Below are 19,815 nucleotides of genomic sequence, written 5' to 3'. Positions count from 1 at the left end.
CGCATCATGATCACCGAGGAATTGTTCATCACGGCCGGTGCGCACACCCTCGCCGCCACCGAAGTGCTGACCGACAACAATCGGCCGCCGCGCATCGTGTACCTGCACGGGCTCGGCCCGACGGCGACCCGGCACGGCATCCGGTACCTGCTCGACGAGCTGGCCGAATCCGGCTACGGGTCACTGACATTCGAGTTCTCCGGCAATGGCGACAGCACCGGGATACTGGCGGAATCCACCCTGGCCGGGCGCCGGGCCGAGGCGCTCGCGGCGGTAGCGCACCTGGATGAGAGTGTGCCGCCGGTGCTGATCGCCACCAGCATGGGAGCGCACCTGGCCGCCTGCATCGTCCCCGAGGTCCGGCCGCGCGCCCTGATCCTGTTCGTGCCCGCCGCCTATCCCGCAGGCGCGGAACATCACCCGTTCGACGGGACACAGGCCCGGCCGGGTAATTACGCGGACTCCCCGGCCTTCGCCGGGCTGGCGGAATTCGACGGGGACCTGCTGATCGTCGCGGGCACGAACGATCAGGTCGCGCGGCCCGAGGTCGTCGACGGATATCTGGCCCATGCGGGACGCGCCCGCTCCGTTCAGGTCCTGTGGTTCGACTGCGATCACTTCATCCATCGCTGGCTGCCCGGCCACGACCTCGCCCGCGCCGAGGTCTGCCAGGCAATTCTCGCGGTTCTCGCCACCGCGCCCTCCGTTGCACTCCAGAAAGGCTCATCGTCATGGTGATCGAGGAAAACCTGCTGCGCCGGCCCGACCCGGACAGCCATGCACTCGTCGAGGCCGGGTTCACCTCCGGCCCGCTGGCGGCGGCATTCGAATCGATACCGGTGCTCGAGACCCGCGGCGGGCTGTCGAAGGAGGACTTCGACCGCGATTACCGCGCGGCCATGCGGCCCGTCGTCCTGGAGGGCTTCGTCAAGGACTGGCCGGCGGTGCAGACCTGGTCCTTCGAGCATCTCGCGCGATTGTGCCCGGATGTCGAGGTGGTGGTCGACAGCTACAACTCGCAGAAGGCCCGCCGCGTCACCTTTCCCGACTTCGTCCGGCAGCTCGAGGAGAACGAGGGCAATACCGAATCGCCACTGTATTTGCAGGAGTGGCTGTTCCAGGCGAACGCGCCGCAGCTCGCGGCCGATATGCCGGAACTCGAGGTCGCGCAGTACGACTTCCGCCGCAACCTCTACGGCGACGACGCCGCCACCAATCACCAGTTGTGGCTCGGGCAGACCGGGGGAGTCACTCGCCTGCACCAGGATTCGTATTCCGTCGACGTGATGCACGCACAGCTCGTGGGCACCAAACGCTGGCATGTGATGGGCCCGCAGGCCCAGTTGCGGCGCGGCGCGGACGGCGAGCCCGACTGGCAGGCGCTGCTGGAGGCGCCGGAGACGCAATTGCACCGCTTCGATCTGCGACCCGGTGATCTGCTCTATCTGCCCGCCGGGTGGTTCCATCGAATCGAGTTGCTGGAGAACTCGATCGGGCTCGGCCGCAAATGCCTCGACGAGGCGAATCTGCGGATCCACATCAAGCAGCGGATGAACGAGTTGCTGGCCCTGCTGCTCAACTACGACGAGGTCGCGCACACCCATCCCGATCTGGTGCCGGTCCTGATGTCGCGCAGCCGGGTGTTCGCCGATCGCCTCGGCCTCGATCTGTCGAGGTTGCGCCCATGAGCCACGTACTGGTGGTCGGTGGCCGCAGCACCGTGGTGGGCAAGCTGGAGAAGCTCGGCGTCCGGTTCTCCATGGTGCAGCTGCCCGAACTGTTCGAGGAGCGGCAACTGCGCGCCGCGCAGCGCTACGCCGTGCTCGACTATCTCGATCCGGCAGAGCTGCTGGCGATTTCGCGGGCCTGGCACCGTATCGACCCGTTCGACGCGGTGGTGTCCTACACCGAGTACGGACTCGAACCGGCCTCGCGGGTGGCGGCCGAACTCGGCGTCGCCGGGGACAATCTCACCGCCGTGCTCGCTACCCGCGACAAGACCAGGACCCGGGAACTGCTGGAACGCAATGGGTTGAGCCCAGTGCGCTACCGGGTCTGCGCCGGCCTCGACGAGGCGCGGGCCTTCCTCCACGACCTCGGCGGCGCGCCGATCGTGCTCAAACCCCGCGACGGTGGTTTGAGCGAGGGCGTTTTCATCGTCGAGTCGGCCGCGGAACTCGCGCAGCGGTGGGCCATGACCAGCGCCACCACCACGGGTCCGGTGCTGGCCGAGGAGTTCCTGCGCGGGCCGGAATTCAGCATCGAGACGATCTCGCACAACGGCGTGCACGAGATCGCCATGATCACCGAGAAGCTGACCACACCCGCACCGCGCTTCGTCGAACTGGGACATCAGGTTCCGGCCCGGCTCGACCCGGCACCGCGCCACTCGGTCGAGGGTCTGATCCAGGAATTCCTGGACCTCATCGGCCAGACCACCGGCCCCGCGCACACCGAGATCAAGCTGACGCCGACCGGTCCGAAACTGATCGAGTCGCAGACCCGCATCGGCGGCGACCAGGTGTGGGAACTGTGCGAAATGGTCAGTGGCGTCGATCTTTTCGCCGAAAGCATCGCCCTGCTCTGCGGGCTGCCGCGGCCGCCGCGCACGCCGGTGGCCGCGGCAGCCGCGATCCGGTTCTTCGGCCTCGAGCAGGTGCGCGTGCTGGATGTCGCCGATGTCGCGGTGGCCGAGCAGGCGCACGGGGTGGTGCGGGTGGTGTGCACGCTGCGCGCGGGCCAGGAGCTCGGATCGCTGGCGTCCTCGGACTCGCGACAGGGGTACGTGCTGTGCACGGGCGACGACGTCGAGGATGCGGTGGCCAATGCGGAAGCCGCGCGTGATCTGGTGCGCGTCAAGACGGAAGCCCTCGAATGACCGCGAGCGCCACCACCACGACGGCGTACGACGCCCGCGCCGCACGCCGGGCGACCGCGCATGTCGTCACCCTCTATCTGCTGATCTACCTCGGCTATTACGGCGTCATGTCGACACTGGTGGTGACGCTCACCGCGGCCTCGTTCGACGGCGGGCAGATCGCGGTGCTCGTCATGGTGTTCTCGCTGACCAACAAGATCGCCAATCTGCCGCTGGCGCCCTGGCTGGATCGGATCCCGGCCGCGCGGTCCTCGCTGCTGGGGTGCGTGCTGGCGGGCGCGGGGTTCATGCTGCTGCGGTTCTCGTCCGGAATGGCGATGACCGTGCTGTCCCTCGCCGTGGCCGGGGTGGGGATCTCCATCAATGCGCTCGCCGTCAAACAGCTCTCCGCCGCCGTCAGCGACCGCAGCACGGATCGGTCGAAACTGTTCTCGCTCATCAGCATCAGCGTGAACGGCGCTGCCGCGGCCGCCTCGCCGGTGGCGCTGTTCTTCGTGGGCAGGAATGAGCACGGGCTGGTGCTGCTCGGCGTCGCCGGACTCTATTGCGCCGCAGGCGTATTGTCCTTCGCCGGGCGCGGCACGGTCGATATGGGCGAGAAACCGCCTGCGCGTACCTCCTCGCTGCGCGCCTACCTCGATAATCTCGCGGCTCCCGGCGTGTGGCGGTTCCTGCTGATCAACTGGTTCTACTGGTTCCTCTACGGTCAGCTGTTCAATGTGCTGGCGGTGTACGTGTCCACAACACTGCATGCGGCCGGCAAGCTGGGCTGGCTCTACACGCTCAATGCGTTGCTGGTGGTGTCTCTTCAGCTGGGGATCACGCCGCTGGCCACCCGGCTGACCCGCGGCAGGCAGATCATCATCGTGGCCGTCTCGTATGGGGTGTTCGCCCTCGCGTTCCTCGCCCCGCATCTGGTTCCCGGCTATGTGGGCGCGATCGTCTTCGTCGCCTTGTTCACCCTCGCGGAAATGCTGTTCGTGCCAACCGGAAACGTGATGATCGTCGGCCTGATCAACCCGCGGAGCCGGGCGGTCGGCTACAGCCTGTTCGCCATCAGTACCGCGTTGGGCGAATCGCTCGGCTCGGGCGCGGGTGTGGCCGTGTACCGCTGGCTGACCGATATCGGGCACGGCAATCAATTCTGGCTCGGCGCAGCGGCGTTGGCCGTCGCGTTTGCCGGGATCACGCTGGTACTGCGGCGCTCGTTCCCCATGACCGCCGACCGCGCGCGTTCGACCTGATCTTCACGACCGGCACGCGGAAGTTCGCCATGCGCGGCAGGATGGCGGGTATGCGCCTTCTGATTCAACTTCGCCCGGCGGCCGACGTGGTTGCGGCAGTGGCAGATCCCGGGGTCACCGTTCGTTCCTCCGACATTCTCGACGCGGCGGGCGGGTTCGTGCTCGACGACGCGTACGCGCCGATCATGGTGCCCGCGGTCGGGCCCGTGGCCGCCGAGAACGACCGGCCCAGCTACTCCTCGGCGGCGGAAGACGCGTCGGTGCTGGTGCGCGGCGAGATTCCGGACGACGATATCGTGGCCGGAATCCGGGAGCTGCAGCGATCCCGCTCGGTCACCGGGGTTTTCGCGGATCCGGTCATCGAGACCACCCTCACCTGCGGCGGCGATCCGGCCGTGGGAACCTGGCAGGATATCGAATCCCGGTTGAACGTCGACCAGCTCACCGCGGCCGGGCTGACCGGGACGGGCGTGGCGCTCGCCATCGTCGATACCGGAATCAATGCCGCATTCGTCGGGAAGGTGCGCGGGACGGCGCCGATCATCGACGCCGAGCGCAGCTGGAATCCGGCGGGGGTCACCGGGACGGCCGGGCAGTTCCCGGTGGCGCACGGGTCGATGTGCGCGTTCGACACCATGATCGCCGCACCGCAGGCATCACTGCTCGACATACCGGTATTGCAGAGCACGCGGCAGGGGAGCACCGTCATGGACGGGCTGCTGTCCGATGCCGTCGCCGCCTACGCGCAGCTGCGGACCGTCCTGTCCGATCAGCCGGAAGCCACCCGCGCACTGGTCATCAGCAACAGCTGGGGGGCGTTCTCGCCGCAGTGGGACTTCCCGGTCGGGAATCCCGGTAACTACTCCGACAATCCGTCGCATCCGTTCAATGTCATCGTCGGCTCGCTGGAGGCCGCCGGGGCGGACATCGTCTTCGCGGCCGGCAACTGCGGGCGGGACTGCCCGGACGAGCGCTGCGCTTATACGAGTCAGCCCATCGGGGGCGCGAATTCGTCGCCGAGCGTGCTGTGCATCGGCGGCGTCGACGACACCGGCACCCGGGTCGGCTACTCCTCGCAGGGTCCGGGCCGGTTGAGCGCGAACAAACCCGATATCTGCTCCTACACACACTTTCTCGGCTCCACCGCCTTCGGCGCGGGCGAACCCGATACCGGCACCTCGGCGGCCTGCCCGGTCGCGGCCGGCGTGGTCGCGGCCATTCGCACCCGGTGGTCGGCCACCGCACTGCCGCCCGCCCAGTTGCGAGCCCTGCTGCGCAGCACCGCGACCCGTCGTGGCAGCGCGGACTTCGACAATGACTACGGCTACGGCGTGGTGAACACCGCGGCACTGCTCACGGCACTGCAGCAGACCGCCGACCGCGCGTAGCGTCGGAGGTATGCCGCTGCTGACGATTCGGCTCCCGCAGGACGCGACCCTCGCCGCCGCATTGCAGGCGTTGGGGCTCAGCGTGCGCGATATCGATACCGAGTTCGGTCTGGTCGCCCTCGATCCCGCGCAGCACCTCTACGCACTACGCGTCACGGATGCTGCCGCGGCGCGGCTGACCGTCGCGGACGATGCGGGGATCGGCCTGTTCGCCGACCCCCGCATCGAAACCAGCGAGGACCCGAATCACCCTGCGTAGCAGACGTATCGGCCGACCGAATCGGCGTATACGGATGTTTCCGGCGCGTTACGCTCGAAACGGACCTTTCGGATCCGCTGCGCATTCGATGTCGGGAGAACCCGCTCATGACTGTCACCGAAGACAAACCCATCATCGCCACTCCGGCCGCCGACGCCGCCCCACTCGGCCTCGCGGCCTTCGGGCTCACCACCTTCCTGCTCTCCGCCAAGAACGCCAACTGGACACAGGGCACCGACGCCTGGCTCGGCTACGCCTACGCCTACGGCGGCCTCGGCCAGCTCCTGGCAGGCATGTGGGAGTTCCGCAACCGCAATGTTTTCGCCGCCACCGCCTTCTCCACCTACGGCTGCTTCTGGATCGGCCTCGGCCTCTATATCCAGCTGGCGGCGCCGCACGCGACCTCGGTCGCGCAGACGCACAACGACCTGGCGTGGATCCTGCTCGCCTTCGCCATCTTCAACACCTACATGATGCTCTTCGCCACCCAGGTCAATGCCGCGGTCTTCGCGGTGTTCCTGACCCTGGAGGCCACCGAGATCCTGCTGTTCGCAGGCAATTTCGCCGCGGGCAACGCGGCGACGCCCACCACGCTGATCAAGATCGGCGGGTATGTCGGCGTGGTCACCGCCGCCGCGGCCTTCTACGCCTCCGCGGCCGGTGTGATCAACGGCCAGCGCGGACGTCAGGTCCTGCCCGTCGGCGGACCGCTCTTCCAGCGGGCACTGGCGTAGGCCGAGGTGGTGACCGGTCGTCCGCCCTGCGGGCGGCCGGTCACAGCACCTGGGACAGGAACTGCCGCAGGCGCGGCGTCTCCGCATTGTCGAAAAGCTGGTCCGGCGCACCCGATTCCACGACCTGACCGCGATCCATGAAGACGAGGCGGTCGGAAACCGAACGGGCGAACGCCATCTCGTGGGTGACCACGATCATCGTCATACCGGCCGAGGCCAGCTCGGCCATCAATGCCAGCACGCCCTTGACCAGCTCGGGGTCCAGCGCCGAGGTGACCTCGTCGAACAGCATGAGTTTCGGCTTCATCGCCAGCGCACGCGCGATCGCGACGCGCTGCTGCTGGCCACCGGACAGATTCGCCGGGCGCGCGTCGGCCCGGCCCGCCAGGCCGACGATCTCCAACTGCTCGGCCGCCAGGGCGCGCGCGGCATCCTTCGACAGGCCCTGCAACTTGCGCGGGCCCAGGGCGACATTGTCGGCAATGGTCATGTGCGGGAACAGGTTGAACTGCTGGAACACCATGCCGATGCGCTGCCGCAGGCGATCCGCATTCTCGCCGAGCACCGACTTGCCGTCGATCAGGACATCGCCGGAATCCGGCTCGTACAGGCGATTGAGCACGCGCAGCAAGGTCGACTTGCCCGAACCGGACGGGCCGATCACGGTGGTGGTCTTGCCCGCGTCGACGTGGATGTCGACACCCTGCAGAACGTGATTGTGGCCGAGGGTCAGGTGCAGGGCGGTGCCGGTGAGGGATGCGCTGTCCGGCCGGTCCGCGGGACCGGCCGGCTGCGGGGTTGGCTCGGTCATGCTCCGCGACCTTCCGTGATGGCGGCCTGTTCGACCGGTGCGGTGGGATCCTCGGCGCGCCCGGTCCGCAACCGGCGGTCGATGTAGTTCACCAGGTGGGTGAGCGGGACGGTGAGCAGCAGATACACCAGTCCGGCGGCGACCAGCGGGGACAGGTTGCCGGTCTCCGCATTGAGATCGCGTCCGACGGCGAACAGTTCACGCTGCGTCGCCAGCAGGCCGAGGAAGTAGATCAGCGACGAGTCCTTGATGAGCGCGATGAACTGATTCATCAACGCGGGCAGCACCCTTCGCACGCCTTGCGGGATCACCACCAGCGTCATGGACTGGCGGTAGCCGAAACCGATCGCCCGCGCGGCCTCCATCTGACCGGACTCGACCGACTGGATACCGGACCGGAAGATCTCGCCGATATAGGCCGCGGCCAGCAAGGCGAGCGCCACCGCGCCGAGCCAGTAGGGATTGTTGCCGGTGACGCCCTTGACCACGGGACCGAAGCCCAGACCGATGATCAGGATCGTCACCACCGCGGGCAGGCCGCGGAAGATATCGGTGTAAACCCGTGCGGGCCAGCGCAACCAGCGCGTGCGCGAGATCCCGGCGACCGCGAGCAGCATGCCCAGGACGGTGCCGAGCACACCCGAGACCGCCGCCAGGATCAAGGTATTCGGCAGACCGGTCTCGAACAGGTCCGGGAACGCCTTGCGATACAGCGACCAGTCGAGGAAGGTGTCCTTCAACTGCGCCAGCGTCGATTTCGGCGGTGGCGGAGCGGTTTTGGCGGCCGCGTGTTCGGCGGCGATCTTCGCGAAATCGGGCACCACCGGCATGGGTGCGGCCTTCGAACCCGGCTTCCAGCCCGGCGGGAAGGGCCGCGGCTCCCACTGGGCGTAGATGCGGGCGTAGGTGCCGTCGGCGATGATCGCGTCCAGCCCGGAATTGAGCGCGTCGGTCAACGGCTGATTGCCCTTGCGCACCGCGAACCCGACATAGTTCTGCAGGCTGAAGGTGTTCTGCACGACCTGCGCCGGATCACCGGGCTTGATCGCGCCCGCCGCCTGCCCCGACGGCGCCACCCACGCGTCGAGCTGCCCGGTCTTCAGATTCGCGTAGGCGGTATTGAAGTCGGGGAAGGTCACCGGATCCAGGTGCAGCGTGCCGACCACGTACTCCTCCTGCACGGTGCCCTGCACGACACCGATACGCAGGCCCTTGTGCAGATCGGTGAACGCCTTCAACGCGCTGCCGCTCGGGACGACCAGGGAGAAGTAGCCGAAGTCGTAGCCGTTGGTGAAGTCGACCAGTTGCCGGCGCGCATCGGTGGAGGTGATGCTGGCCGCGCCGACATCGAAGCGCCGGTTCGCCACCTGCGCCAGCAGGCCCGCGAACTCGGTCCCCGAGAACTGCACCCGCAGACCCAGTTTCGCCGCGATCGCCTTCAGCAGCTCATTGTCGATACCGGTGTAGGTGCCCTGCGAATTCACGCACACGCTCGGCGGCGCATCCGACAGCGTGCCCACGCTCAGCGTGCCCGGCGTGATCAGATCGAGCTTCTTCACATCGATCTGACTCAACGGCAGCGTGGTCGCCGTCGTATACCGGTCCACCCCCGCGGTCGGCCCCGCCGCCAGGTTCGGTGGCGCCGCCGATGCGAAACTCACCCCGGGCGGCGAACACAGATCCCGATTGGCGGACGAATTACTACTGCTGGAACAGCCGGTCGCGAGCAGTATCGCGGCGATCGACAATACCGCGAACACCGCACGCGATCGCGATCCGGGCAAACGAGCCATACTCGAAAACCATAGCGGCGCAATGCCCCCGCCGATGCCGATCAGCGCTCTATCTTCCAGGGAACCCGGTGGGATCGGCCACGGGCATGCGGCTACGACGCGACGTAGTGTCGGCAGGGTGGACGTACTGAACGCCCGGTCGGTTATCGATGTGGCCGGGGTGGTGGGGGTGTGGGCCATCGTGCTCGCGGAGACCGGGCTGCTGGTGGGGTTCTTTCTGCCCGGCGATACCGTGCTGCTGCTGGCCGGGGTGGCGTCCTCACAATCGGCGCTGACGGTGTTCGGGTATCGGCTGTGGCTGCCGGCATTGCTGGTGGGGACACCGGTGTGCGCGATCGCGGGGGCGCAGATCGGGTATGTGCTGGGGGCGCGGGTGGGGCCGCGACTGCTGGCGCGACCCGGATCACGCTGGCTCACGGCGGCGAGAGTGCAACGTGCGCAACGGTTTCTGGCGCGGTTCGGGCACGGCAAGGCGATCGTGATGGCCAGGTTCGTGCCGGTGGTGCGCACCATGCTCAACCCGGTCGCGGGCGCGCTGGGGGTGCCGGCGCGCCGCTTCCTGCTCTGGAACACGCTCGGCGGGCTGCTGTGGGCCGACGGGGTGATCATGCTGGGGTATCTACTGGGGAACTGGCGACCCCACGACATCAACTCCTATCTGGTCCCGGCCCTGGCGGTGTGGACGGTGGTATCCCTGATACCGATCGGCATCGAGGTACTACGCACCCGCGCCAAGCCCGACACCGGCGAGAACTGAAGGCACGCCAGGCCCAGGGCAATCACGTCAGGCCCAGGGCAATCACGTCAGGCCCAGGGCAATTCGGCGCGGGTCCGCCAATAGGCGGCGGGCGGCTCGGCGAGCACGGCGAGTTCGGACAGCGCATCGGGGGACAGGTCGATATCGGCGGCAGCGAGATTCGAGGTCAGCTGATCCAGGGTCGCCGCACCCGAGAGCACCACATCCGCCCAGGGCTGGGCGGCGGCCGCGGCCAGCGCGAGCGCATCACAGGACACCCCGATATCGTCCGCCAGCGACCGCAGGGCGGCGGTGTCCGGCCCGGTCGCATTGCGGTCGGCCAGACGGCCGTTCGCCATCCCTTCCTTCACCACCACCAGCCAGCCCGCCGCATGCGCCGCGGCCAGCGCCGGACCCGCGGACGGCTCGAGCGGGTTCCAGGTGGACTGGACGGCCGAGAACAGCGGCCGCCCCGCCACTTCCACCCCCAGCGCCGCGTGCAGCACCTGAGCCTGCCCGGGACCACTGGTCGACAGGCCGACCCGCACGCCCTCCCAGGCGAGCACCGCCAGCCGCTCGAGCAGTTCGGGGTCGGTGAGCGCCGGGCTGTCCGGGGTCACCGAATGCACCAGGTACACATCGGGATTGCGATCCAGCGCGGCCCGGGTCTCCTTGATCTGGCGCTCGAACACCGCCGCCGCATGCTCCTTGACCTCGTGCACGGGCACGCCCGAGGCCTGCCAGTCCGCCGTGTAGGTGTAGCCCCATTTGCTGCCCAGCCGCACCTCGGTGAGCACCTCGGGCGGCGCTCCCGCCAGCCAGTCACCGACGAATTCCTCGGCGCGGCCATAGGACCGGGCCGTATCGAGATACCGCACCCCCGCCGACCACGCCGCATCGAGCAAGGCATGGGTGCGGGCGCGCATGGCCTCGACGCTGCGGTCGGCCGGCAGGTCCAGGTCACGGCCCAGCGTGATGTAGCCGGGCCGCCCGACCGCGGCCGTGCCCAGCCCGAACTTCGTGATCGGCACGACGCTCACTTCGGATCGAAGGTGTCCGGGTTCGGGCCCACCCGGGTACCGACGTCCAGCCCGGCGATCAGCGTGCGGTCCTGATCGTCGAGGGTGAAGTCGAAGACGTCGAGGTTCTCGCGGATGCGCGAGGGCGTCACCGACTTGGGAATCACGATATTGCCCAGTTGCAGATGCCAGTTCAGCACCACCTGCGCCGCGGTCCGGCCGTGCTTGGCCGCGATCTTGCCGATCACCGGGTCGGTGAGCAGACTGCCCTGCCCGAGCGGGGACCACGCCTCGGTCGCGATGCCCAGGGAGGTATGCAGGGCCCGCAGTTCGGCCTGCTGCAGGCGCGGATGCAGTTCGATCTGGTTGACGGCGGGCACGAGCTCGGTCTCGGCGATCAGCCGCCGCAGCTGCGGGGGCTGGAAGTTGCTGACGCCGACGGCCTTTGCCCGGCCGCTGCGCGCGATGTCCTCGAAGGCCCGCCAGATGGTGAGATAGTCCTCGCGCATCGGATGCGGCCAGTGGATCAGGTAGAGATCGATGTAGTCCAGGCCCAGACGGTTCAGTGAGGCGTCGAATTCCCGGTCGACGGCCGCGGCGGTCCACTTGGTGGAGGCGCCGTTCCAGAGCTTGGTGGTGACGAACAGGTCCGCGCGGGCGATGCCCGAGGCGGCCAGGGCGGCGCCGGTGCCTTGCTCATTGCCATAGATGGCGGCGGTGTCGATGCTGCGGTAGCCGGCCGCCAGGGCGGTCGACACGGCCGCTTCGGCTTCCGCGTCGGGCACCTGGAAGACGCCGAAGCCCAGCTGCGGCATGGTGAGGCCGTTGTTCAAGGTGACGGTCGGGATCTTTGCCACGTTTGACTCCTTGTCGAAGGGGCGGTTCACCCCTGCCATCCTATTTGTCGCCGATTTCGGCGTGTCTTGGCGGCAGATGACCTGTCCGGACTCCGATGATGCAAAGGGCAAGCATTCGGCAACCCAGTGTCGTCCGGAGGTGCGCACAACGTGTTGACAGCCGTGATCCGTCGCGGAGCCAGAATGTCCCGTCCGCTGCTTCTCACCGTGTTCGGCGCCCTGCCCCTGCTCATGGCGCTCGGCGCGGGGCCCGCCGATGCCGCACCCCTCTACCCGGCGCCCGATCCGGACCCGTTCTTCTCGGCGCCGGCCGATATCGCGGCGCACGCACCGGGCGAGGTGCTGGCCACCCGGCCGATGCCGCCCATCTTCGGTTTCCCCGGCATCAGTGTGACGCTGGTGAAGTTCCGGTCCACCAACTCCACCGGTGGTCCCATCGCGGCCACCACCACGGTGCTGCGCCCGCCCAATGCCGCCCCCGGCGGACCGCTGCTGTCCTATCAGCACATCATCAACGGCCTGGGCACCAAATGCGCTGTCTCGCACATCCTCTACACCAAGGACCCGAGCCTGGTGGTGCGCGAGGCGCCGGTTCTCAATGTGCTGCTGTGGCGCGGATGGACCGTCTCGCTGCCCGATCACCTCGGCCCCAACTTCGCTTACGGCGCAGCCAAACTGGGCGGATTGATCACCCTCGATTCCATTCGCGCCGCACAGCACGTGCCCGAACTGAAGCTGGCCACGAGTCCTGTTGCCATGATGGGCTATTCGGGCGGCGGCATGGCCACCTCGTGGGCGGCGGCACTGCAATCGCGGTATGCACCCGATCTGCATATGGTCGGCGCCGCCGTCGGCGGCGTGCCGATGAACCTGGTCAAGATGATCGAAGGCCTCGGCTATCAGCACCATCCGGCCTTCGGGCTCGCCATGGCCGCGGCCATCGGGCTCGAACGCGAATACCCCAGCAAACTCCCGGTCAGCAACAGCATGAACGCGGCCGGGCTGGCCATGCGCAACTCGATCGCCAACGGGTGCACCAATGACATCCTGCTCGCCGGCGCCGGGCACGCCGTGACGGACGTGGCCCGGTCCTTCTCCCTGCTCAATGACCGGGGCGCGCGCGAAGTGGTGGAGGAGAACAGCCTCGAACTGTTCGACGGCATCCCGACCATCCCCCTCTTCGAATGGCATTCCCCGAAGGACGCTCTGATCCCGGTGGACTCCATCACCAACACGATGGACCACTACTGCGCGGCCGGCGTGCCGGTGCAGACCCAGTTGTTCCCGACACCGGACCATCTGACGACAGCGGTGCTCGGCGCACCGTTCGCGGTCGGCTGGATCGATGCGCGTTTCCGCGGCGAACCATCACCGTCCACCTGCTGAATCATGAACCGGCCGCCGCGAACCCGACGAAAGGAGTGATGTGGTCATCCATCTCGGTGCCCTCCCCGACAGTGACTACCATCAGTTCCAGCGCCGGGTCATCGCGGCCTTCCGCGCCAATGGCGGGCGAGTGGGCGGACGGTTCGAGGGCCAGACCCTCATCCTGCTGACCACCGTCGGCGCGCGCACCGGGCTGCGCCGCACCAGCCCACTGCAGTTCTTCGATATCGACGGGCGGGCCGCCGTCATCGCCACCGGGCTCGGCGGCGCCCGGAAACCGGACTGGTATCACAATATTCGCCACAATCCCCGAGTCATCGTGGAGATCGGCACCGACGTCTACGATGCCACCGCCGCCATTGCCGAAGAACCCGAACACGACCGGCTGCTCACCCGGATCCTGGCCCTGGAACCGGACTTCGCGCGTGACCGCACGCCCGCGAACCTGCATCCGCCGGTCATCACCCTGCGCCCGCTCGTACGCCCGCACCGTCCACGTGACCTGCGTTAGCCCCCGGTCTGCGGCGCGCGACCCGGCCGATGATGCAGGGCCAGTTGCAGTTCCAGCAGCAGGCGGTCGGCCGGATCGTCGAGGTCGATGCCGGTGATGTCGGCGGTGCGGCGCAGCCGGTAGCGCAGGGTGTTGGGATGGATGCGCAGGGTGTCGGCGGCGGCGCGCACATCACCGTGTTCGCGCAGATAGGCTTCGGCGCTCTCGCGCAGGCTCGCTGCATGTTTCGCGTCATAGTCGAGGAGCGTGTCCAGGCGCGGATCGTGCAGTTCGGGACGGGCGGCGAGCAGGTCGAGGATCTCACCGAGCAGCACCGCGGTGCGGGATTCCTCCAGTGTGGTGATGCGGTCGCGCGGGAAGGTGGCAGCGGTGCTGTCCAGCACTCGGTCGACCTCGAGGCGGGCGCGGGCCACCTGGGTCAGGTCGGGGACGGGAATCGCGATGGCGGCGCGCAGGATCAGGGCGCGCGCCGATTCCAGCTGGTCCACCAGTTGCCGCGTCCATGCGGTCACCGACCGCGCCGACTGGTAGCGCGGCAGCAGCACGTAGGCGCGGTCACCGATGACGGTGGCCAGCGAATCGCGGCGGAAGGCGCTGGCGTGCAGGCGCATGGTGCTGCCCAGGGCCGAAAGATCCTGTTCCGCAGGTGAATCCGCGGACAGCGCGAACCCGATCACCGCCGATGGGCCGGTCACCGGAATGTTCAGCGCACTCGCCACCGACGGCACATCCACGCCGCTGCCGCGCGCCCCGAACAGCCGCTGGATGAGCAGCGCCTCGGTGGACGGCGCATCCAGGCTGCGCGAGATGATGCGGGCGGCAATGGCCGAGGCGCCCCGGAGCACCTCCGCCGCACCGGGTTTGAACGGCCGCTCACCCTCCTGCAGCCAGATGGCGCCCAGCACACCCGAACCCGTCGCACCACCGGCGCCGGGCCGCCGGATGCCCACCACCAGGCGGTGTTTCAGGCCCAGCTCGTCATGCGGCGGCAGGTCGATGACCTCGTCGGTCTGCCGCAGCCGGTCGAACACGCCCCACTGCTGCAGCACCCGCAGGTATTCGCGCGGCCCCTCGCGACCGAGGATGGACTGGATGCGCATCTGGTCGGCGGCCTCGTTGGAGGCGGAGTAGGCGAGCACATGGGAGTGCGCATCCTCGATGCTGACCATCCCGCCGGCATTCTGGGCCACGATCTGCGCGAGCCCGAACAGGTCGGTATCGGTGGCCAGCAGATCGCGATCCTCCGCGCCCGGCGTGCTGCGCGAGCGGTCCAGCATGCTGCGGATCAGCGGAAACACCTGATCCCAGCGGGCCTGCGGATGCACCGCCACCACGGCCACGCCCGCGCGGTCGGCGGCGCGGCGCAGGGCGGGGGAGTCGGGCGCGGTCTTGGACAGCAGGGCGCGCGGGCGCTGCCCGGACGGGCGGGCGACCATATCGCGCAGCCAGGCCACCGCGTCCGCTTCGGCGATGCCGACGTGCAGGTACATGTCCAGGGTGGGTGCGCGGGAATCGGTCTCCAGGGCCAGGTCGGAGGCGTCGACCAGGGCGACGGAACGGATGACCACGGTGTCGCCCGCGGGGGCGCCGAGCAGGTCGACGAGGGTGCCGCCCAGTGCGCCCAGCAGTTCGCGCAGTGTGATGCCCGGATCGTCCGCGGCCATGATCACACCTCCGTTCCGTTCCTCGGGCCCGGCTTTCCCCGAGCCCGCTCACGCCGGTGACCCGTTCAGCCGACCGTACAACAGGAATATCACTTCTTTGGCCGATCGGCTCAATCCCGTGACGGCTGAGCCGAGTTGAATTCCGCGTAATCACCGTGTGGTCCGAACCACAGTTCGCAGGAGGAAGCATGGACGCCGTCACCACCCCGCCCACGCCGGTCAACGAACCGGTGGGCACCTTCGCGCCGGGCACCCCCGAACGCGCCCGGCTACAGGCCAAGCTCACCGAACTCGCGGCGACACCCACCGAAATCCACCACGTGATCGGCGGCGCGCACCGGCGCGGATCCGGCGCCACGGTGAATGTGGTGCAGCCGCACCGGCATTCGGCCGTGCTCGGCACCCTCACCATCGCCGAGCCGCAGGATGTGCGTGATGCGGTGGAGGCCGCGGCGACCGCCGCACCCGGCTGGCGGTCGATGCCGTTCGAGGATCGCGCGGCGATCTTCCTGCGCGCGGCCGATCTGCTGTCGGGCCCGTGGCGCGAGACCATTGCCGCCGCCACCATGCTCGGCCAGTCGAAAACCGCCTACCAGGCCGAGATCGACGCCCCCTGCGAGCTGGTCGATTTCTGGCGATTCAATGTGCATTTCGCGCGCCAGATCCTGGCCGAGCAGCCGATCTCCGCGCCGGGCGTGTGGAACCGCGTCGAGTACCGGCCCCTGGAGGGCTTCGTCTACGCCATCACCCCGTTCAACTTCACCGCCATCGCCGGGAATCTGCCGACCGCCCCGGCGCTCATGGGCAATACCGTGCTGTGGAAGCCGTCGCCGACCCAGGCCGTGGCCGCCTACTGGACCATGAAACTGCTGGAAGCGGCCGGACTGCCGCCCGGCGTGATCAACCTGGTGCACGGTCACGGGCCCGAGGTCTCGGAGATCGCGCTGGCCGACCGGCGGCTGGCGGGTATCCATTTCACGGGGTCCACCAAGACCTTTCAGCACCTGTGGCAGTCGGTGGCCACGAATATCGCCGGCTACGACACCTATCCGCGGCTGGTCGGGGAGACCGGCGGTAAGGACTTCGTGCTCGCGCACAGCTCGGCCGATCCGGATGTGCTGACCACGGCCCTGATTCGCGGCGCCTTCGACTATCAGGGGCAGAAGTGCTCGGCCGCCTCGCGGGCCTTCGTCGCGAAGTCGGTGTGGGAGAAGATGTCCGGCGACTTCGTCGACAAGGTGTCGGCGCTGAACTACGGCGATGTCACCGACCTCACCAATTTCGGTGGGGCGCTGATCGATCGGCGCGCCTTCGACCGCAATGCGGCCGCCCTCGACCGGGCCAAGGCCACGTCCGGCCTGACCGTGCTCACCGGCGGGCGCGCCGACGACAGCGTCGGATACTTCGTCGAACCGACCGTGCTGCTCGGCGATGATCCCGGCGACGAGGCGTTCCGCACCGAGTACTTCGGGCCGATCCTGGCCGTGCACGTCTACGACGACAGCACCGCGAGCGGCTTCGAATCGGCCCTGGACCTGGTGGATCGTGGTGCGCCGTACGGGCTCACGGGCGCGGTCATCGCCGATGACCGGGTCGCGGTCGGGCGGGCGACCGAGCGGTTGCGCTTCGCGGCGGGCAATTTCTATATCAATGACAAGCCCACGGGCGCGGTGGTGGGCCAGCAGCCGTTCGGCGGTTCGCGGGCCTCGGGCACCAATGACAAGGCCGGATCGCCGCAGAATCTGCTGCGCTGGACCTCGGCGCGGACCATCAAGGAGACCTTCGTCCCGCCGACCGACCACCGGTACCCACATCAGGCCGTCGCCGCGGGCGAGGCCGTGAACGCCGCGGAGGAGCGCTGATGTTCACCAATGTGCTGCGTCCCGCGCTGCTGGCCGCCTCGCGTTCACCGCGGGTGGAGCGGTCGGTGAGCGGTATGTCCGCGACCCGGAAGCTGGTGGATCGCTTCGTCGCCGGGTCGTCGGAGGAGCAGGCGGCGGCCGCGATCCGGAACCTGCGCGGTAGCGACCGGTTCGTCACCATCGACTATCTGGGCGAGGACACCACCGATATCCGCCAGGCCCGCGCGACGGTCTCGCACTATCTGGAGATGCTGCGCATGCTCGCGGAGCTCCCCGAGTCGGCGGAATCGGTTCGGCCGCTGGAGGTTTCGCTGAAGCTCTCCGCCCTGGGCCAATCCCTTTCGCACGACGGGCATGCCATCGCCCGCGACCACGCCCACCAGATCTGTACCGCCGCCATGGCGGCGGGCGTGTGGGTGACCGTCGATGCCGAGGACCACACCACCACCGATTCCACCCTGGCCATCGTGCGTGAACTGCGCGTGGACTTCCCGTGGCTGGGCACCGTGCTGCAGGCCTACCTGCGGCGCACCGAATCGGACTGCCGCGACTTCGCCGGCCCGGGTTCACGGATCCGGCTGTGCAAGGGCGCCTATCGCGAACCGGCGACGGTGGCCTTCCAGGATCGGGCCGAGGTGGACGGTTCCTACCTGCGCTGCCTCGAGGTGCTCATGCACGGTGACGGCTACCCGATGGTGGCCACCCACGATCCGATCATGATCGAGGCGGCCTATCGCGCCGCCGCGGCCGCCGAGCGCAAGCCCGACGAGTTCGAGTTCCAGATGCTCTACGGCATCCGCGACGAGGAACAGCGCCGGCTGGTGGCCGATGGGCAGCAGCTGCGTGTCTATGTCCCTTACGGCGACGAGTGGTACGGGTACTTCATGCGCCGGCTCGCCGAACGCCCGGCCAATCTGGCGTTCTTCCTGCGGTCGCTGCGGCCGGGCGCGCGGCGCTGAGCGGGCGGGGCGTCCCGTCGGAGTGCGGACTGGACGCCCGGTCGTTGGCCGTTCGGACAACACTGCTGAACTTTATTTAACTAATCGGCCGATCACACCCTCGCACATGGTCGTATTAGCTGAGCTGGCTCTTGTGTGACCTGCGTTACTGCATCGAGGCAGGGCGCGGAGGAAGAACGAAAGGATGCCGCATGTCGATTGCGGAGTTGCGCGGTCAGATCCTGCGCCGCAAACCCCTCATAGAGGTAGAGGACGACACCGCCGAGGACCAGAAGCTCTCGAAACACCTCGGACTGTGGCAGCTCACCGCCATCGGCGTCGGCGGCATCATCGGTGCGGGCATCTTCGCGCTCGCCGGTTCGGTGGCCAACAAGACCACCGGGCCCGCGGTACTCGTCTCCTTCCTCATCGCCGGTGTGGCCAGCGCCTGCGCGGCGCTGTGCTACGCGGAATTCACCGGCATGGTCCCCAAGGCCGGCTCGGCCTACACCTACGGCTATGTCTCCCTGGGTGAGCTGGCCGGCTGGTTCATCGGCTGGGATCTGCTGCTCGAGTACGTGGCGGTGGCCGCGGTGGTGGCCATCGGCGTCTCCGGCTACTTCAACTTCCTGCTCGACCAGATCGGAATCACGTTGCCGCACTGGATGCTCGGCGCATCCGGGACCGGCGACGGGCATGTGGTCGACGTGTTCGCCATGCTGTTCTGTCTGGGCACCGCGTGGGTGCTCTCGCGCGGTATCCGCAGCGTGGGCCGGTTCGAGACGTTCTTCGTGGCCATCAAGGTCGCGATCGTGCTGCTCATCATCGCGCTGGGCGTGTTCCACATCAACAGCGCCAACTACTCGCCCTACTTCCCGTACGGCACGGGCGCGGTGTGGACCGGTGCGGCGACGGTGTTCTTCGCGGTATTCGGCTACGACGCCATGAGCACCGCGGCCGAGGAATCCACCGAGGCGAGAAAGCATCTGCCCAAGGCGATCCTGTACTCGCTGGCCATCGCCATGGTGCTCTACGTGCTGGCGACGCTGGTGCTGACCGGTATGCAGAAGTACACCGAGATCAGCCCGACCAGCGGATTCTCCACGGCCTTCAAGTCGGTCGGCCTGCCTGGCGTCGCGAACATCATCGCGATCGGCGCGATCGTCGGCATCGCCACCGTGGTGCTCACCTTCATGCTCGGCGTGACCCGCGTCTGGTATGCCATGAGCCGCGACGGTCTGCTGCCGGCCTGGTTCGCCAAGACCCATCCCGTGCGCAAGGTGCCCACCCGGGTGACCTGGATCGTGGGCATCGGCTCGGCTGTCCTGGCGGGCCTGCTGCCCATCAATACCGTTGCGGAGCTGACGAATATCGGCATCCTGATGGCATTCATCGTGGTCAGCATCTCGGTGATCGTGCTGCGCTATCGCCGCCCCGACGAGCATCGCGAATTCCGGCTGCCGCTCATGCCGGTGGTGCCGATCGTCGGCATCGGGTTCTCGATCTACCTGATCTGGTCGCTGCCGTGGGAGACCTGGGTGCGGTTCGTGTCCTGGCTGGTGGTCGGCCTGGTCATCTACTTCGGCTACTCGCGCACCCATTCCAAACTGGCGCAGACGGCACCGCCGCCGGCCGTCGCCGAAACTGCTTGACCCCCAAAGACTCCGGGGAGTAACCGACGCCAATATTCCCCGGATGGCCGGGTGGGTATGCCTCCGCAACCCACCCGGCCGCT

Annotated in this window: 18 protein-coding genes; 13 read left to right on the top strand and 5 right to left on the bottom strand. The window is 68.1% G+C overall.

What is annotated here, in order from left to right:
• The first annotated feature begins 6 nt into the window (after positions 1-6).
• The 7 genes from ACIP5Y_RS20180 to ACIP5Y_RS20150 all read left to right on the top strand — a co-directional run bounded on the left by ACIP5Y_RS20180 (position 7) and on the right by ACIP5Y_RS20150 (position 6,503).
• Positions 7-738, top strand: coding sequence for an alpha/beta hydrolase (locus ACIP5Y_RS20180; RefSeq protein ID WP_400351777.1), 732 nt, complete (start codon positions 7-9; stop codon positions 736-738).
• Complete coding sequence (locus tag ACIP5Y_RS20175) at positions 732-1,688, top strand: cupin-like domain-containing protein (RefSeq protein ID WP_400351776.1); 957 nt, start codon at positions 732-734, stop codon at positions 1,686-1,688. Before ACIP5Y_RS20180 ends, ACIP5Y_RS20175 begins: the two co-directional genes overlap by 7 nt.
• Positions 1,685-2,878 (top strand): ATP-grasp domain-containing protein, encoded by a 1,194-nt coding sequence (locus ACIP5Y_RS20170; RefSeq protein ID WP_400351775.1) that lies wholly within the window; start codon positions 1,685-1,687, stop codon positions 2,876-2,878. Before ACIP5Y_RS20175 ends, ACIP5Y_RS20170 begins: the two co-directional genes overlap by 4 nt.
• A complete protein-coding gene (locus tag ACIP5Y_RS20165; RefSeq protein ID WP_400351774.1) occupies positions 2,875-4,122 on the top strand; it encodes an MFS transporter in 1,248 nt (415 codons plus the stop codon). The genes ACIP5Y_RS20170 and ACIP5Y_RS20165 overlap by 4 nt, the downstream gene beginning before the upstream one ends.
• 50 nt (positions 4,123-4,172) lie before the next feature.
• A complete protein-coding gene (locus tag ACIP5Y_RS20160) occupies positions 4,173-5,510 on the top strand; it encodes a S8 family peptidase (protein ID WP_400351773.1) in 1,338 nt (445 codons plus the stop codon).
• A 10-nt stretch (positions 5,511-5,520) separates the two neighbouring features.
• Entirely contained in the window at positions 5,521-5,769 is a 249-nt protein-coding gene (locus ACIP5Y_RS20155; protein WP_400351772.1) for a hypothetical protein, read from the top strand.
• Positions 5,770-5,876: 107 nt separating this feature from the next.
• Positions 5,877-6,503 carry an acetate uptake transporter gene (locus ACIP5Y_RS20150; RefSeq protein ID WP_400351771.1) on the top strand — a complete coding sequence of 209 codons (627 nt, stop codon included), beginning with the start codon at positions 5,877-5,879 and terminating at the stop codon, positions 6,501-6,503.
• Positions 6,504-6,543: 40 nt separating this feature from the next.
• On the opposite strand, the gene ACIP5Y_RS20145 is transcribed toward ACIP5Y_RS20150, so the two are convergent.
• On the bottom strand, positions 6,544-7,314 hold the full coding sequence (locus ACIP5Y_RS20145) for an amino acid ABC transporter ATP-binding protein (protein WP_400351770.1): 771 nt from the start codon (positions 7,312-7,314) through the stop codon (positions 6,544-6,546).
• Positions 7,311-9,107: an ABC transporter substrate-binding protein/permease gene (locus tag ACIP5Y_RS20140; protein WP_400351769.1), complete on the bottom strand. Its 1,797-nt coding sequence runs from the start codon at positions 9,105-9,107 to the stop codon at positions 7,311-7,313. Before ACIP5Y_RS20140 ends, ACIP5Y_RS20145 begins: the two co-directional genes overlap by 4 nt.
• A gap of 118 nt (positions 9,108-9,225) precedes the next feature.
• Here ACIP5Y_RS20140 and ACIP5Y_RS20135 point away from each other — a divergent pair, with 118 nt between their 5' ends.
• Entirely contained in the window at positions 9,226-9,864 is a 639-nt protein-coding gene (locus ACIP5Y_RS20135) for a DedA family protein (RefSeq protein WP_400351768.1), read from the top strand.
• 47 nt (positions 9,865-9,911) lie between these two features.
• Here ACIP5Y_RS20135 and ACIP5Y_RS20130 read toward each other — a convergent pair whose 3' ends face one another.
• Both ACIP5Y_RS20130 and ACIP5Y_RS20125 read right to left on the bottom strand, forming a co-directional pair.
• Positions 9,912-10,874, bottom strand: a complete 963-nt coding sequence (locus ACIP5Y_RS20130; protein ID WP_400351767.1) for an aldo/keto reductase — start codon at positions 10,872-10,874, stop codon at positions 9,912-9,914.
• 5 nt (positions 10,875-10,879) lie between these two features.
• On the bottom strand, positions 10,880-11,758 hold the full coding sequence (locus ACIP5Y_RS20125) for an aldo/keto reductase (RefSeq protein ID WP_400351766.1): 879 nt from the start codon (positions 11,756-11,758) through the stop codon (positions 10,880-10,882).
• A gap of 144 nt (positions 11,759-11,902) precedes the next feature.
• Here ACIP5Y_RS20125 and ACIP5Y_RS20120 point away from each other — a divergent pair, with 144 nt between their 5' ends.
• Together ACIP5Y_RS20120 and ACIP5Y_RS20115 are read left to right on the top strand one after the other, a co-directional pair.
• Positions 11,903-13,105 (top strand): lipase family protein, encoded by a 1,203-nt coding sequence (locus ACIP5Y_RS20120; protein ID WP_400351765.1) that lies wholly within the window; start codon positions 11,903-11,905, stop codon positions 13,103-13,105.
• A 40-nt stretch (positions 13,106-13,145) separates the two neighbouring features.
• A complete protein-coding gene (locus ACIP5Y_RS20115) occupies positions 13,146-13,616 on the top strand; it encodes a nitroreductase/quinone reductase family protein (protein ID WP_400351764.1) in 471 nt (156 codons plus the stop codon).
• Here ACIP5Y_RS20115 and ACIP5Y_RS20110 read toward each other — a convergent pair.
• Entirely contained in the window at positions 13,613-15,280 is a 1,668-nt protein-coding gene (locus tag ACIP5Y_RS20110; protein WP_400351763.1) for a PucR family transcriptional regulator, read from the bottom strand. The genes ACIP5Y_RS20115 and ACIP5Y_RS20110 overlap by 4 nt on opposite strands.
• Before the next feature lie 188 nt (positions 15,281-15,468).
• Here ACIP5Y_RS20110 and pruA point away from each other — a divergent pair, with 188 nt between their 5' ends.
• The 3 genes from pruA (at position 15,469) to ACIP5Y_RS20095 (ending at position 19,732) form a co-directional block, all read left to right on the top strand.
• Entirely contained in the window at positions 15,469-17,142 is a 1,674-nt protein-coding gene (pruA, locus tag ACIP5Y_RS20105; protein ID WP_400351762.1) for an L-glutamate gamma-semialdehyde dehydrogenase, read from the top strand.
• Positions 17,142-18,101, top strand: coding sequence for a proline dehydrogenase family protein (locus ACIP5Y_RS20100; protein WP_400351761.1), 960 nt, complete (start codon positions 17,142-17,144; stop codon positions 18,099-18,101). Before pruA ends, ACIP5Y_RS20100 begins: the two co-directional genes overlap by 1 nt.
• Positions 18,102-18,292: 191 nt before the next feature.
• Complete coding sequence (locus tag ACIP5Y_RS20095; RefSeq protein WP_400351760.1) at positions 18,293-19,732, top strand: amino acid permease; 1,440 nt, start codon at positions 18,293-18,295, stop codon at positions 19,730-19,732.
• Positions 19,733-19,815 lie beyond the last annotated feature (83 nt).

The sequence above is a fragment of the Nocardia sp. NPDC088792 genome, from assembly GCF_044750615.1.
Taxonomy (GTDB): domain Bacteria; phylum Actinomycetota; class Actinomycetes; order Mycobacteriales; family Mycobacteriaceae; genus Nocardia.
This window is presented reverse-complemented; position numbering and strand designations above follow the sequence as displayed.

Coding starts and splice junctions, on each gene's coding strand:
- ACIP5Y_RS20180 (WP_400351777.1), top strand. CDS start 7: ATGATCACCGAGGAATTGTTCATCACGGCCGGTGCGCACACCCTCGCC.
- ACIP5Y_RS20175 (WP_400351776.1), top strand. CDS start 732: ATGGTGATCGAGGAAAACCTGCTGCGCCGGCCCGACCCGGACAGCCAT.
- ACIP5Y_RS20170 (WP_400351775.1), top strand. CDS start 1,685: ATGAGCCACGTACTGGTGGTCGGTGGCCGCAGCACCGTGGTGGGCAAG.
- ACIP5Y_RS20165 (WP_400351774.1), top strand. CDS start 2,875: ATGACCGCGAGCGCCACCACCACGACGGCGTACGACGCCCGCGCCGCA.
- ACIP5Y_RS20160 (WP_400351773.1), top strand. CDS start 4,173: ATGCGCCTTCTGATTCAACTTCGCCCGGCGGCCGACGTGGTTGCGGCA.
- ACIP5Y_RS20155 (WP_400351772.1), top strand. CDS start 5,521: ATGCCGCTGCTGACGATTCGGCTCCCGCAGGACGCGACCCTCGCCGCC.
- ACIP5Y_RS20150 (WP_400351771.1), top strand. CDS start 5,877: ATGACTGTCACCGAAGACAAACCCATCATCGCCACTCCGGCCGCCGAC.
- ACIP5Y_RS20145 (WP_400351770.1), bottom strand. CDS start 7,314: ATGACCGAGCCAACCCCGCAGCCGGCCGGTCCCGCGGACCGGCCGGAC.
- ACIP5Y_RS20140 (WP_400351769.1), bottom strand. CDS start 9,107: ATGGCTCGTTTGCCCGGATCGCGATCGCGTGCGGTGTTCGCGGTATTG.
- ACIP5Y_RS20125 (WP_400351766.1), bottom strand. CDS start 11,758: ATGGCAGGGGTGAACCGCCCCTTCGACAAGGAGTCAAACGTGGCAAAG.
- ACIP5Y_RS20120 (WP_400351765.1), top strand. CDS start 11,903: ATGTCCCGTCCGCTGCTTCTCACCGTGTTCGGCGCCCTGCCCCTGCTC.
- ACIP5Y_RS20110 (WP_400351763.1), bottom strand. CDS start 15,280: ATGGCCGCGGACGATCCGGGCATCACACTGCGCGAACTGCTGGGCGCA.
- pruA (WP_400351762.1), top strand. CDS start 15,469: ATGGACGCCGTCACCACCCCGCCCACGCCGGTCAACGAACCGGTGGGC.
- ACIP5Y_RS20100 (WP_400351761.1), top strand. CDS start 17,142: ATGTTCACCAATGTGCTGCGTCCCGCGCTGCTGGCCGCCTCGCGTTCA.
- ACIP5Y_RS20095 (WP_400351760.1), top strand. CDS start 18,293: ATGTCGATTGCGGAGTTGCGCGGTCAGATCCTGCGCCGCAAACCCCTC.